This window comes from Brevundimonas aveniformis DSM 17977, from assembly GCF_000428765.1.
GTDB classification, from domain to species: domain Bacteria; phylum Pseudomonadota; class Alphaproteobacteria; order Caulobacterales; family Caulobacteraceae; genus Brevundimonas; species Brevundimonas aveniformis.
In genome coordinates this window covers 437,241-450,178 of the sequence record NZ_AUAO01000003.1, presented here as the reverse complement: position 1 = coordinate 450,178, position 12,938 = coordinate 437,241, and the positions used below count along the sequence as shown (strand labels likewise).

At 62.4% G+C, this 12,938-nt stretch carries 12 protein-coding genes; 2 read left to right on the top strand and 10 right to left on the bottom strand.

Going from position 1 to position 12,938, the window contains the following annotated elements; all coding sequences use genetic code 11:
- Positions 1–63 precede the first annotated feature (63 nt).
- From G391_RS0110755 to G391_RS0110730, 5 genes are all read right to left on the bottom strand, one after another.
- On the bottom strand, positions 64–1,803 hold the full coding sequence (locus G391_RS0110755) for a hypothetical protein (protein WP_035304279.1): 1,740 nt from the start codon (positions 1,801–1,803) through the stop codon (positions 64–66).
- A gap of 378 nt (positions 1,804–2,181) precedes the next feature.
- Complete coding sequence (locus tag G391_RS0110750) at positions 2,182–2,376, bottom strand: hypothetical protein (protein WP_029087522.1); 195 nt, start codon at positions 2,374–2,376, stop codon at positions 2,182–2,184.
- A gap of 108 nt (positions 2,377–2,484) precedes the next feature.
- Positions 2,485–3,171 carry a hypothetical protein gene (locus G391_RS15645; protein ID WP_029087521.1) on the bottom strand — a complete coding sequence of 229 codons (687 nt, stop codon included), beginning with the start codon at positions 3,169–3,171 and terminating at the stop codon, positions 2,485–2,487.
- 675 nt (positions 3,172–3,846) lie between these two features.
- Positions 3,847–5,388 carry a recombinase family protein gene (locus G391_RS14600; RefSeq protein WP_035304277.1) on the bottom strand — a complete coding sequence of 514 codons (1,542 nt, stop codon included), beginning with the start codon at positions 5,386–5,388 and terminating at the stop codon, positions 3,847–3,849.
- The gene (locus G391_RS0110730) at positions 5,388–5,906 is read right to left on the bottom strand and encodes a DUF2924 domain-containing protein (RefSeq protein WP_245572084.1); all 519 of its coding nucleotides are present in this window, start codon (positions 5,904–5,906) and stop codon (positions 5,388–5,390) included. The genes G391_RS14600 and G391_RS0110730 overlap by 1 nt, the downstream gene beginning before the upstream one ends.
- A gap of 374 nt (positions 5,907–6,280) precedes the next feature.
- Between G391_RS0110730 and G391_RS0110720 the strand changes: the two genes are divergently transcribed.
- Entirely contained in the window at positions 6,281–6,466 is a 186-nt protein-coding gene (locus G391_RS0110720; RefSeq protein ID WP_029087518.1) for a hypothetical protein, read from the top strand.
- On the opposite strand, the gene G391_RS14595 is transcribed toward G391_RS0110720, so the two are convergent.
- Positions 6,463–7,062 carry a hypothetical protein gene (locus tag G391_RS14595; RefSeq protein ID WP_051257299.1) on the bottom strand — a complete coding sequence of 200 codons (600 nt, stop codon included), beginning with the start codon at positions 7,060–7,062 and terminating at the stop codon, positions 6,463–6,465. The two genes, G391_RS0110720 and G391_RS14595, sit on opposite strands and share 4 nt — an antisense overlap.
- Before the next feature lie 108 nt (positions 7,063–7,170).
- On the opposite strand from G391_RS14595, the gene G391_RS0110710 reads away from it, so the two are divergent.
- Entirely contained in the window at positions 7,171–7,377 is a 207-nt protein-coding gene (locus tag G391_RS0110710) for a helix-turn-helix domain-containing protein (RefSeq protein ID WP_029087517.1), read from the top strand.
- On the opposite strand, the gene G391_RS0110705 is transcribed toward G391_RS0110710, so the two are convergent.
- The 4 genes from G391_RS0110705 to G391_RS15640 form a co-directional block, all read right to left on the bottom strand.
- The gene (locus G391_RS0110705; RefSeq protein ID WP_029087516.1) at positions 7,374–7,844 is read right to left on the bottom strand and encodes a DUF5681 domain-containing protein; all 471 of its coding nucleotides are present in this window, start codon (positions 7,842–7,844) and stop codon (positions 7,374–7,376) included. The two genes, G391_RS0110710 and G391_RS0110705, sit on opposite strands and share 4 nt — an antisense overlap.
- Positions 7,841–9,172: a site-specific DNA-methyltransferase gene (locus G391_RS14590; RefSeq protein WP_035304273.1), complete on the bottom strand. Its 1,332-nt coding sequence runs from the start codon at positions 9,170–9,172 to the stop codon at positions 7,841–7,843. The genes G391_RS0110705 and G391_RS14590 overlap by 4 nt, the downstream gene beginning before the upstream one ends.
- A 186-nt stretch (positions 9,173–9,358) precedes the next feature.
- Entirely contained in the window at positions 9,359–12,691 is a 3,333-nt protein-coding gene (locus G391_RS14585) for a TM0106 family RecB-like putative nuclease (RefSeq protein WP_035304272.1), read from the bottom strand.
- A 57-nt stretch (positions 12,692–12,748) separates the two neighbouring features.
- On the bottom strand, positions 12,749–12,934 hold the full coding sequence (locus G391_RS15640) for a hypothetical protein (RefSeq protein WP_156893932.1): 186 nt from the start codon (positions 12,932–12,934) through the stop codon (positions 12,749–12,751).
- Between the last annotated feature and the right edge of the window lie 4 nt (positions 12,935–12,938).

Sequence of the window (12,938 nt, the reverse complement as noted above, 5' to 3'; positions counted from 1 at the left end):
CATTAGGACAAGTGCACTGAAGGACAGCCGTGTGCCGGGCCAGTCAAGGCTCTGTCCGCTGGCTCAGGCCGCCACCCAGACCTCGAGCGTGGCGCCGACGGCGCTAGCGGAAAGGCGGGCGGACAGAAGCAAGGTGTTCAACTGCTTCATCTTCTGTATCCGGCTTGGCGTGGCGGTGCCGCCTTTGCAATCGTCATGCTCGGTCTTCGTCAGATGCGGCTGGAAGATCACCACCGTCCGTTCGTGATCCGGAGCGAGCGCGCGGGCCGCGGCGATCATGCCCGTACGGTCAGGCTGGCGGACGCCGTCGCGCCAGACGGCGCGTGCGATCTGAAGATTTCGGCCGGCGTCCAGGGCGTCCGCGAGGGTTCGACGCTCGAGGTGCCTAAGGTTCTTGATGGCCTGGCCGGTGACCACCTCGTACTCGGACGCGGAGGCGATCCGGACGCCGGTTGACCCTGCGCGTTTGACATGGATGAGGGTGACCGCCCCGGCCTCCGAGATATGGATGAAGTCCGCAAGTTCCATGGAGCGATCGTCGCTCGCCAGCCATCCCTGCCTGAAGTGATCATGGCAGTATCCGAATAGGGAGTTGTCCCGTTGCCCGTTCGCCTTCGGCTCACCGATCGAGAGGGCGAGCGTGTGTCCTCGGCGGACGTCGGGCTTTTCCATCCTCAGATCGTAGCCGGCGAGGTTCTTGAATTTGTAGTCGGGGAACCAGCGATCCGACACGGCGGCGACGTAGCAGTGGCCTTCTGCGATGGTGTGGCCGCTGCCGTAGTAGAGTTTCAGCCAGTCGTGGTTGGCGGCGATCTGATCGAACTCGGCGCGCCCAGCGGCGCCGGCGGGAGGATCGGTCATCCAGGCGAAGGTGACCGACACCTTTCCGTTCGCCATGATCGGCTGGATCGTCAGGTCACCTAGGGCGACGCCCTCGAGCGTCACTGCGGCCGTCATGTCCGGTCCGGCAGCGGGCGTCACGACGAAACCAGAGCCGAAGGCCCAGCGAACGGCCAGGTCGCGCACGGTTGCGTCCGTATCCTCAAGAAGGAGATCCGGCGGCACAAAGGCGACGGCATAGGCGTCCGTCACCTGGGCGAGATCGGACACGCTCTGCGCCAGGGCTGGAAAGCGGCTCACGGCCGGACCGGCGAGGGCCACGGCCAGGGCGTCGAGAATGGTCTCGATGTCGGCGACAAAGCAGTTCCAGTCAGAGGGACGATTGAGCCACAGTCGCCCTTCGGCCGGCGCGGCCCCAATCACCGGGTCGGCGGCCCCGCCCGACAGGGCCAAGGGAACGCGACTCCTGACGGCGTTGAAGGCATAGCTCTGGTCGCCGAGCGGATCGAGCGCCAGTTCCAGGTTCGAGCCCATCAGCGTCTTGGCGTCCGCCTTGGCGTCGGAACGTACGTGGATGCCGTTCAGCCACAGCGCCTTGGTGCGAGTTCCGACGAAGGCGGTCTCCACGGTCGAGCGCGAAACGGGGCGTGCGGCTGTGAGGTTTTTGCCGATGCGGTCTCTCATCGCCGGCTCGGAGGCGCAGACAGCCGCGAGCGCCCCCTTGACCGAGACGACCACGAGATGATGGTTGATGTCCATGAAGCGGCCGGCCGGGGCCCAAGCGGGCTGGGACTCATGGCGGTACTCGATCACGACGGTCCGCAAACCGCCTGACACAATGACCGGCGTGCGGGAGAGGATCATGCGTGAGGCGCCGGCTGCAGCGAGCAGCGCCTCAATCTCGGCACCGAGTACGGTCAATAGGGGGGCGTCGCGAGCGGCGCTGGCGGCCTGCAGGAGCATCGGGGCCAAGTACGGACGAAACGGCGGAGGGGCGGATGCGCGGGCCATGCTACTAGCTTAGCCGTGGTTTCTCGCGAAGCGCCATTGCAAGTTGTGCGAAGGAGGGGGCTGGTTCCGGTGGAAGTTCCTCCGTCGGGGTGGAGCCGACTAGTCTCGCTCTAGCGGCGAGGGGCGCGGCCGAGGCGGGCCGAGCGGCTGCGGATCGGTGACCACTAGGGCGCGGCTTTCCGGTTTCCGTGCCCAGTCGGCAGCGCCGCCGCAGGGCCATGGGAAGCCGAGTTCAATGCCTGACGTGTCCGGTTCATTGTGGAGCGAGGGGCCACCTGCCAATGTCTGTTTTAGAGCCACCTACCAATGTTCGCTCTTAGCGCATAGCGCCTATTCCCCTCCTCGCCGCGCTAGTTCTTTCTCGATTTTATCGACCGCGTCACGGACGCGCTGCGCGAGAGGATTGAGCTGGGGGATCTTGTGGTTACGGGCCACGGACTCGATTTCGCTGGCGAGCTTCTCCAGCGTCGCGACCTCTTCGGCGAGCACGTCACTACGGCGTTCTTCTAATGGTGGCAGGCCCATCGGCGGCTTCTCTCCATCGGCGTTGTCGCACCGATCGCAATGTCCGTTTGCGACAACTTGGTCAATGTCCGCTGCTGGCGCGATTCAGATGCACTCGAGGGCCTGTCATCATCGGCCCGGCGAGGCGCTAGGACTCTTTGCGAGCAGCGCCCTGCGTGCTTGCGCCAGTTCTCCGAGTTTCTCGAAAAGCAGATTGTGTTCGCCCGTCGCATAGCGAGCACCAGTCGGATGGCGGGAGAAGAGGTACGGCACGCCGCCTGCATCCACGAACTCGCGCCATAAAATTCCTTTCAAGGGCGGCGCGCGAAGCTTGGGCTCTCCCACTTCCGTGAGGCCGTAGTCCTCTACCGTCTCCGACATATACCCGAGCCCTGTTACCCAAACGACGAGGGCAGGCGTTTCCTCGAACATCGCCAGGTTTGCTTGGGCGTGCAGCGTGAGCAAGCGGCGTAGAGCCGTTCGTGTGCGTAGGCGCTTCGTCAGTGTGGGGATGTCCGGACTTCCCCAGTGGCATCGTTCGGTGATTCCCCAAGCGGGTGCTGCGACAGCCTTTGCCGCCCTGGCGCAGAGGTCGAACCAGTGGCGCGCCGAACGGGTCGGCGTATTCGATCTCGAGGCTTCGTCTTCGCTGGTCTCCCCGCCGTTAAAGCCCAGGATGTAGAAAGCTGGAGCCTGCAGCTGGCTCCCTGCTGGATGTACGATCAGTTGGTCGCCCAACTTGCAGCGCAGAGCGCTTTCGGGACGAGAACTATGGTCGGCCTCGACGGCTTCCCACGCAGCCCTTCTCTTGCTCATGCAATCGATACCCTGCCTTCTGCCGCTGCATCCCTGCTGGCCTTTGCACCGCCCATACGTGCCACGGCAGAAGGCGTCAGCCCCAGCGTCTGTTGTTCACGCCTCACGAAGGTCAAATCTGGGCGGCTATCGACAAATCGCCCTTTGAGCATTGAACCGATCCCACAGCTCGGCCGTGCCGCTCCGCACCATTGCGCAGTTGATCTCAAGGCCAGCCTCATCGGCGCAGATTGCCGTCACCCTATTGTAGCTCCGGCCGACGCGCTCACAGCTCAGCTGCCGCCCGGCCGCCAATCTCGTCAGCTCCTCCGTCGCGGCCATAGCGCTAGCAGCGGGGCAGGGGTGCCCGGGGGAACAGGTTTCGTCTGTCTCGCGCGCAGAGATCGCATGCAGTCGGATCCGCGTGCCGTCCCGACAACGCAGCGTGTCGCCATCGGTGATCGACGCCACGTTGCACACGAAGGTGTCAGCGGTGACGGCGGGCTGTTGAATAGCTGTTTGTCTCGCCGCCGACTGGAGATTGGCGACCATTGCGGGCCCCCACATCACAATGATGAAGGTCGCTACGAACACTGTCGTCCCGAGCCTCAGCAGCCGAGCTGACCGTCTGCGATTTCTGGGGCGGAAGCGAGCCATATTCTATCATGGACCTTCAACCTGAACGATTGGTAGCAGTCAGAGCGACTGCGCGGTCCAAGCCAGTGGATGGTCCGTATGGATCAGATCTCCCAAGGTGCGGGCGCACCGATCCGAGCTCAGGATGTCTTCCTGAATTTGTGGTGAGAGCCAGGCGAGGCGTAGCAGCTTGTCGACGTAGCGAGACTGCAATCCCTCCGCCTTGGCGATGTCGTCTGAGCCGGAGCGCTCACCGTTGGCGATTTGAGCTGCCCAGCGGTGGGCCCGCGCGAGCGCCTTCTGGATGGCGTCGACGGAACCGACGGCTTCAAGCAGCTTACCGTCGCCGGCGAACGCTCGTTTGGCGCCGCCGACGCGACCGATGGCGCCATCTGAGTGCACGATCGCATTGTCGCCATCGGTGGCGAACACCCGACCGGGGGCCATGAGCGAGGCTGGGAGGATAAGCTTGAGACCCTTCGCACCGACTTCCAGGCGCTGCACGTCTTCAATCGTCGCCGTTCCCGCGGTCTCCTCAATGAGCGCATTGCTCACAAGGCGCTCTAGGGAGGCAGCGGGGACCCGTGTCAGCGACCCGGCTTCCCCGCGATCGGACCTGATAACCGCCTGGCTGACATAGTACCGGTAGATGCGAGGCCCGCGGCGGCTTGTGACCGGGCTCATCGGGTGGCCGCGGTCATCGAACACGCGGCCGGTCAGCTGGCCTGTCTGCGGCGTTCGGTCAGCTCGCTGAGCCAACGCGTTCTGGGCGAGCAGCGTCTGGACCTTCTCGAACAGCTCGCGGTCTACGATGGCGGGATGCTGGCCAGGATAGGCTGCTTTGCGGTGGACGATCTCGCCGAGGTAGGTCCGGTTCTTGAGGAGATAGTAGAGGTGCCCTTCCTTGAACGGTCGCCCACCCATTTGGCGGCCTGAGCGGGCGACGCGGTCCTTGGTAAAGACGCCTCGACTTCTTAGGTCGGCAGCAAGGCGCCTGACAGTGCCCAGCTCCAGGTAGCGCCTGAAGATGTGCCTGACGTCCTCGGCTTCGCGCTCATTGACGACGAGCACGCGGCTGGTTGGATCGGTGGGCACGTCGTAGCCCAGGGGCACGCCGCCACCCATCCAAAGGCCTTTCTGCTTGGAAGCCGCGATCTTGTCGCGGATGCGCTCTCCGGTGACCTCGCGCTCGAACTGGGCGAAGGACAGCAGCACGTTCAGCGTGAGCCGGCCCATAGAGGTCGTGGTGTTGAAGGCCTGGGTCACCGAGACGAAGGAGACGCCTGAGCCATCGAAAGTCTCCACGATGCGAGCGAAGTCCGACAAGGCGCGAGTGAGGCGATCGACCTTGTAGACAACCACGATGTCGATCAGGCCGCGTTCTATGTCGGCGAGAAGTTGGCGCAGAGCGGGACGCTCCATCGTGCCGCCAGAAAACCCTCCATCGTCGTAGAGTGTGGGGATCACCTTCCAGCCTTCGCCGGCCTGAGATCGGACATAGGCTTCACAGGCGTCGCGTTGAGCATGCAGGGAGTTGAACCCTTGCTCCAAGCCCTCATCAGAGGATTTGCGAGTGTATATGGCGCAGCGACGAACGGTCATCAGGCGGCCGCCTTCTCGGGACGGCTGCGCAGGCCAAAGAACAAGAGCCCGTTCCAGCGTGTTCCGGTGATCTTGCGGGCGACCTCCGAAAGCGAGCCGTAGGTGTCGCCCTCGAATAGGAACCTGTCACCGTCCACCTCCACCCGATAGGTGGCGCCTTTCCACTCGCGCTCGAGTGTCGTGCCGCTAGAGAGCCGAACGATTGGTGCGGCCGGCGCCGCGCCGTTCAGCGCCTTCGCATTGATCTCCGCAATCTTGCGGCGGGCCCTGGATGAGAGGCCTCCGCGCACAGTCTCCTGAAGCCGATAGGCGAGCATCCGCCGGAAGATTTCCGGGCTTCGAAGAGTGGGTGGGACCGTGTCTCCAAGCCGGTCCTGCCAGATTTGGCGCATCCGCGGCAGGCGGGCCGTCTCGAGCTCTGCAAGGTCCGCGGAGAGGCTGTCGTCTAGATCTTGGCGACGGCGCTTCTTGGACGGCATCGCTTGTGGTTTGCAGGGCTGCACCGTGGTCTGCTTCATGGTCATCTCCGTTTCGTCTGGAGACGACCAACGCTTCCGTTGCAGAGGAAGTCGAGCACCTAGTGCGGTCTGGCGTTCATCATTGCCGACGGCTCAACAGGCGCTCGATCTGACGCGCAAGACCTGCCGCATGTAGCGCCTCCCTTCGAAGGTCGCGCATGCTTTTCAGGGAGACTGGCTGGCCGCTGAGTTCGACCACCATTTCGGCTGCGTCTTGCATTTGCTCGATCGCAGCCGAGAGAGCGTGTTTGGTCGGAGAATGGTCCATGACCACAACACGCTCTGTTCGGGTACCGAGACAAGGATGGCGCCATCAGCGCCTGCGACCACGTCCGGCTCGTGCGCCAACTATGGCAATCCTGGGAGAATTTCTGATGTTCACGCGCTTCACCAATCCCGAAGGCAAAGGGGTGTGGGTTCGCTCTTCGAGCGTGCGTGCGTTTGCGGAGCAGGAGGACGGCGCAGTGCGGCTCTTCCTCGGCTATGGGCTCCAGACAGATGTGGTTGAGAGCGCCGAGGCCGTACTCAGCGCTCTCGGTGCGTCAGCGGACCCGGACTAGATTCCGCAGCTTGCTAAAGCTGCGTTGAAGCTGGCGCCCAGGGGCGCGTTGCCGGCATAGGAGGCGCTATTGGCGCCCACCGTTCTGAAGATCACTTGCTGTCCCGTTCGCATTTGGTCGATGATCTCGAGCGCTCTCGCCCCCGTCGCCACTGTGTAAGGCGAGGTCGACTGCGTGATCGTCCCCGACATCATCTGGACGGAGCGTTCGACGGCAGCCCGCTGTTCGTGCGTCGCGTCTGCCGGCAGCTGGGCCATGATCTGATCCGGCGTCACGGCCGGTCGATCGACCGGAGTCTCGGATGGATCGATCGTCCAGGCCTCGTGGCTGTCTACGCGGATCTGGATCCGACCGACTGGCAGCGGCAGAGCGGGATGAGACATCAGCCCGACCCGGACTTCGTCACCTCGACGCTCGATCACAGGATAATAATGAGCGCCCCGCATTCGATAGAAATCGAGCGCCACGAGATCCCCCAACGTGACCCGACAGCTCGCCACGTCGGTGAACGCATCTACGTCTCGCCGAGCAGACCAGGAATCGTAGGTCGGCAGGCTGGTGGCGCAGCCGGCTAGCAGCAGGCTGGCGGTGGTCATAGCGACAGCGGTCTTCTTCAAACTTTCCCCCTCGGGCTTACAGCCCATCAGCGCAACAGGGACTATAATCCCTAGCGACTATAAGCCTTGCCGTGGCCAATCCTGCAAATGGAAGATTGGCGAAAGCGGGTGGGGGAGAACGTGCGTCGGCTGAGGCTCGCGCGCGGCCTGTCGCAAGAGCGTTTGGCCTTCGATTCCAAGATCGACCTAACCTACCTCGGGGGTATCGAGCGCGGCCGGCGCAATCCCAGTCTGATGGTTATGGTTCGGATCGCCGACGCGCTGGGCGAGGACCTCAAGGCGCTGATCGCTTAGGGGCGACGGGTTCGCTCAGTAGCGCGCTTCATCTCGCTACGAGCATAGTCGTCTAGCTTGGTCCGCGGGTTGGCGGCCAGCATGTCAGTGATCTGATCCATCAGCTTGTGGGCCTCCGGCTGTCTCCGCTCGCTCTCAGAGGCCGCTTGTCGGAGGAGGTCGTAGTAGAATTTGAAGCCGGCGATGCTCGGGTTTTGGAGGATGTGCTTCTTGGCCATCGTCAACATCGCCGACGAGCCTGACAAAGTGATCGTCACCCCGTCAGAGTTCGTGAAGGTGATGGGACCATCCAAGTTCTCGATGATCGCGTGGGTCAGCTGCCGCTGGCTAAAATGTTGCGGCCGCTTCTTCGGCCGGCCCTTCGGATTCCCCGACTGCCCCTTGCGGAACTGACTGCGCTTAGGCGGTCGGCAGTACCCAACGTCCTCCGGCTCATCACCGGGATCATGCCATTCGCTGTCGCTCATGCCGCCTCCTTCTCGGCGACCGCGCGACGCTCCAAGGCAGTCTCGTCGAAGGTGGCGCTACCGCCTCCGATCGTCGCTGACTTCCCGGTGTAAGCCTGCCAACGGCGGACGATAACGTCGCAATAGGTCGGGTCGATCTCAATTAGGTGGGCTCTCCGGCCGGTCATCTCGGCGGCAATCAAGGTCGTCCCAGAGCCACCGAAGGGATCCAGGACGATGCCCTTACGATGAGTCACGTCCCGGATCGCGTCGGCGACGAGCGCGACGGGCTTGACCGTCGGATGCATCGCGAGCTCAGCGTCACGCTCCTTCCGGAAGCTGTTCACGCCGGCGTACGACCAGACGTTCGTGCGGTATCGACCCTTATCGCCCAAGCCAAAGTTGTTGATGTGCGGCGCCTGACCGATCTTGAAGGCGAACACCAGTTCATGCTGCGACCGGTAGAAGGTCCCCATGCCAGCATTGGTCTTCGCCCAGACGCAGACGTTCTTTAGCTCATCGAACACCTCGGCGCCGGCGGCTGTGAGTTCGGCGATGTGACGCCAATCCATGCAGACAAAGGCAATCGCACCATCTCGAGCAACGGCGGCCGCGGGGGCGAGTGCAGCCTTGAGAAAGGCTGTGAACTCATCGGAGCTCATCTCGCCGACAGCCTCGGCGAACTCGCGATGCTGGACCTTCCCAAGGCCGCAGACGTGGCCGGTGATCGGGACATTGTAGGGCGGGTCTGTGAAGATGGCGTCGGCCTGATCGTCTCCCATCAGGTGTCGAACCAGGTCGGGGTCTTTGGCGTCGCCACAGACGAGGCGGTGACGCCCAAGCTGCCACCCGTCACCTGGTTTGGTGACGGCGTCCGCCTGCGCTGATGGTCGCGGCTGTTCGTCGGCGACGTCTGACGTGGATGGGGAGGCGGCTCGACCATCGAACAGGATGGTGTCGACCTCAAACTGTTCGAACCCGGTCAGCTCGAGATCCAGCTCTATGAGTGAGAGTTCCTCGAGCTCAAGGGCGAGCAGTTCCTTGTCCCAGCCGGCTTTGGCCGCGATCGCATTGTCTGCAAGTGCGAAGGCCCGAAGCTCCTCCGGCGATCGGCCAACAAGTCGGCGACAGGGCGCCGTTTCAAGCTTGAGCGAACGCGCGGCTAGGAGGCGTCCGTGCCCAGCCAACACATTGTCAGCCTCGTCGATGATGATGGGCGACACGAACCCGTGCGCCTGGATCGACTTGGCCAGCAGCTCCACCTGCCGAGGGGAGTGTGTCCGCGCGTTCCGCTTGGCTGGCCTCAGGCGATCGAGGGGAAGCAGTTCCAGATTTTCAGCGTGCGACATCGTAGGCGCCCCTTTCGAGGAGGGACGCTTGCCGATTCAGTTCCGCCAAACAAGGGTAAGAAGCCTAAAATTGTGCAGATAACGAAGTAATATTTGATTTTAGCTAAGTATACGATCGGGCTTCGCGCCTATGAATACGTCAGAATGATCCGATCCGCTAATACAATCTATTATATTCGTATCTCGTCAGCTGGCTCTTGTGCTGCTTGCCGCATCGGCGCGGGCCAGTACGTCGAGGCGGGGAAGATCGTCCTTCGCTAGGGATGGGGTTTCGAGCAGTCGGTCGCTTCGAACCAGAATGGCCAGGCACTGGGCTCGACTGATTGCTACGTTCAGCCGGTTGCGGTTGAAGAGGAACTCAGTGCCTCGCGGCGCGTCTCCGCCGAAAGACGTCGCCATTGATACGATGACCACAGGCGCCTCTTGCCCTTGGAACTTATCTACCGTTCCGACGCGGGCTCCGGGCGGCAGGGTCCGCTTCAACAGGCTGACCTGCATGTTGTAGGGGCTCACGACTAGGATGTCGTCGATTTCGAGCTGTCGCTCTTTCGCGCCTTCGGCGAACTTCGATCGTAAAAGATCGTCGTAGAGTTCGCGGACGGTCCTCGCTTCTTCTGTGCTGCTTTGCGTACAACCCGAATGTACGACTTCAACCACGCTGACCCCGTTGGGCCGCAGCCCAGCCGAACAGTCCGAACCGATGTGCAACGACCGCTGGGCGGTCGAGGCATGGGCCAGCAGTCGGCCCTCATAGAAGGCGTCAGAGATGAAGCCACACACCTCAGGGTGCATGCGCCGCGATACGTTCAACAGGACACCTCGGTCTGTCGGTACCGTGGCGTGGTCTTGCATCGCATAGTCGAGACAAGACAGCCCTGACTCTCCCGGGTGAACGCCCTGGACGGGTTGGGGAAGCTGCATTTGATCCCCGACGAGCACGAGATTTGAGGCCGACGGCGCCATGGCGATGAGATTGCCCAGAGCAACCTGCCCCGCTTCGTCGACAAACAGATAGTCGAACGCGAGCGGCTCATCGCCCGCGAAGTGGTAGGCCGTTCCGCCAACAAGCTGGAAGTCGTCAGTCACATCTTTCGAAGAGAAGACGGTTTGGACGCACCGGCTGACATAAGCCGTTTCGTCATCACCACGGGTCCCCTTCTTCACACCTCTGAAGTCGAAGCCCGTTTCATCCGCATGGGCTTGGATGGCCTCCAGCACATTGATGATGGCTTTGTGGGAGTTGGAGGACACGCCGACGCGCTTGCCGTCTCGCAGCAAGGCCACGATGGCTCGTGCCGTGGTGTACGTCTTTCCTGTCCCAGGCGGCCCCTGGATGATGAGACTGCTGCGGTCGAGGCGGCGAACGGCTTCGATCGTGCCATCCAGCAAATCGCCGCTTGGATCAACGATAGGAGCGCCGGCCTGCCGACCACTCATTTGTGGAGCTTCTCGCATGAGTAGATTGACGAGAGCAGGAAGGGCTGAGGGATCCCCGACGAGGGACCCGAGCGCAGCAATTATGCCGGACACCAGGATCGACTGATCGATCGGAGCGCCTGGGGAAAGAGAACAAGCTTCTGGAAAATCGCCCTGCGCCGTCCCGCGTCGTAAGACGACCAACCCTTCATCGACATCGAGCGACTTGATCGTTCCAGCGCTTTTGAGCGTCGCTGCGATGTTCGGAGTAGCCCCCACCTTCAGGCGGGTCTCTTGGATCGGGAAGCCGTAAGTGGCTTCGTACGATCGCTTATCCTGAACCTGAGACTTGAGCGTGAGAGCACCCAAGCTTTCCAAGTCTTCGATGAGCTCCTCATCGGTCCAAGTTTGACGGTCAAAAATCGCCCACCAAACAGGCTTGTGCGCCCGCTGATGGAACCAGAGCATTTCCGCTAACAGATCGCGCACGCGCGCGTCGCCAACAGCGCCTTCTCGGATCTGGGCGGCGAGCGCTTGGCGCTTGGCCTCGAACGCTTCGCGCTTGGCCTCGAACGCTTCGCGCTTTTCGGCCCGCTCCGGATCTTGCTCAGGCTCCTCCGATGACGGGAGACCGAAGTTGGCTCCAGTTGGGCGAAGTCCGACAAGCCAGTCTCGCATCCTCAGCGTGGAGCGGACGTCGTCCTCATTGTAGCTTCTGATGGATTCGAGGATGGTGGGGTCCGACACCTCGCGCCATCGCTCGTATTCGACGATGCTGTCGCCGGCGTTGGTGACCTCGCCCTGGCGGCCATTCCAATAGATCTTCTCGAGGTCCTTGAGCGAGTAACCTTCGGTCGACGCTCGCAGTCCCTGACGAACGATCTTGTAAAGATCAACGAACCGCTGATCGCGCAGCATCTGATCTAGCGCCGCTTCTCGCGTCGCGTAGCGCATGGCGAGCCGCTTGAGGGCCGTCACTTCGTAAGGTGCGTAGTGGTAGATTTTCGCCGTCGGATAGCGGTCGAAGTGCCGCTCAAGGCGATCTATTAGGTCTTCGAACGCGACCTTCTCCTCGGCGTGGTCGTGAGCCCAAATCGCCGTGAACTCGCTCGTCTCTGTCTCGAGTGGGCCCAGGAGGCCGAACAGGTACTCCAAGCCTTCCGGATAAAGTGGGTCACCTTCGATATCGAAGAAGACGTCGCCATCTTGCGGATCCGGCAAAAGGGCGAAGCCGCGGCCGGGCTCGGGTGTCAGCGTCTCGACATGATGCCCGCCGTCGGCGCCGGCCTTCTGCAAGCGCGCTTGTTGGACGAGCTTACCGAACGTCTCGACGGACAGCGATGGCGGAGGGCTATGAGGATTTGCAGCGGCGAGGGCTGAAAGGGCGCCCAGACCGGCCTGCTCAAGCTTGACGAGCTGGTCGCCGCGGATGCCAGCCACAAAGACGGCGCTGTCGTCATCGCGCCATTCTTGCTCGCACCGAGATTGAAATCCACAACGGCTACAAGCCGAGTTTCGTACAGGCCGGGTGTCTCGCTGGCCTTCATCTGCAAAGCGTTCGAATCGGCCCATGAAGCGGTCCGTAATGTGACTTGTTTGCCTAAGGTCGAAGGCCTCAGGTTCGCCGCCACCCACATGGATGAGGCCGGCCGAGGGGGGGGCTCCCGTCGTCTCTTCCACGAGGCGAGCGTAGACGTTCAGCTGGATGACGTGCTCGGCTTTAGCGCGGCGCGCCAGTTTGGCGTCTTCCGGCCGGTAGGCCTCGCCGACTTCGGTCTGGGTGCGGACAAGGAAGTCGGGGAAACCGACCCACCGATCGTTCGCGAAGGCCGCCTGGTAGATCAGGCGCGCGCCAGAAGCGATCGCCTCGTTTGTCGCTACGATCCGGGCCTCGAGCGAAGCGCGATCGTCGATGCTGACGGCGGGTCCGTGTTCGGCTTCCAGGGTTTTCAGCACCTGGGCCTCGTGCTCGAACCCGCGAGCCCTAATGAGTTCGAGGGTTGGATCGGCCTCTGCATCCGGCTCGATATTCGAGAGCCATAGCGCCGCCTTGTGCTGGCAGTCCAAGAAGTCATTTAGGCGCGATGCGGATAGTCGCCTCATCCATTCCCCCAATATTTGCGACAGTCTTGGTCACCTGGCAGATCGATCAAAGCGCAATCAGGGCGCGCAATCCAGGTCCCGCGTCTCACGCTGCGACCATTTCTGACGTACGTCCTGCATATCGATGATCTTCAGGTGGTGGAGGTCTATGAAATGGTTCAAGCGCAACTGTCGCAGCACGCTGAGGTCCGGGCGAACCAGCGGGGCATCGTAGGATGGGTCATCGACAGCATCTTGGAACACGCAG

Coding starts and splice junctions, on each gene's coding strand:
- G391_RS0110755 (WP_035304279.1), bottom strand. CDS start 1,803: ATGCTCCTGCAGGCCGCCAGCGCCGCTCGCGACGCCCCCCTATTGACC.
- G391_RS0110750 (WP_029087522.1), bottom strand. CDS start 2,376: ATGGGCCTGCCACCATTAGAAGAACGCCGTAGTGACGTGCTCGCCGAA.
- G391_RS15645 (WP_029087521.1), bottom strand. CDS start 3,171: ATGAGCAAGAGAAGGGCTGCGTGGGAAGCCGTCGAGGCCGACCATAGT.
- G391_RS14600 (WP_035304277.1), bottom strand. CDS start 5,388: ATGACCGTTCGTCGCTGCGCCATATACACTCGCAAATCCTCTGATGAG.
- G391_RS0110730 (WP_245572084.1), bottom strand. CDS start 5,906: ATGAAGCAGACCACGGTGCAGCCCTGCAAACCACAAGCGATGCCGTCC.
- G391_RS0110720 (WP_029087518.1), top strand. CDS start 6,281: ATGTTCACGCGCTTCACCAATCCCGAAGGCAAAGGGGTGTGGGTTCGC.
- G391_RS14595 (WP_051257299.1), bottom strand. CDS start 7,062: ATGACCACCGCCAGCCTGCTGCTAGCCGGCTGCGCCACCAGCCTGCCG.
- G391_RS0110710 (WP_029087517.1), top strand. CDS start 7,171: ATGGAAGATTGGCGAAAGCGGGTGGGGGAGAACGTGCGTCGGCTGAGG.
- G391_RS0110705 (WP_029087516.1), bottom strand. CDS start 7,844: ATGAGCGACAGCGAATGGCATGATCCCGGTGATGAGCCGGAGGACGTT.
- G391_RS14590 (WP_035304273.1), bottom strand. CDS start 9,172: ATGTCGCACGCTGAAAATCTGGAACTGCTTCCCCTCGATCGCCTGAGG.
- G391_RS14585 (WP_035304272.1), bottom strand. CDS start 12,691: ATGAGGCGACTATCCGCATCGCGCCTAAATGACTTCTTGGACTGCCAG.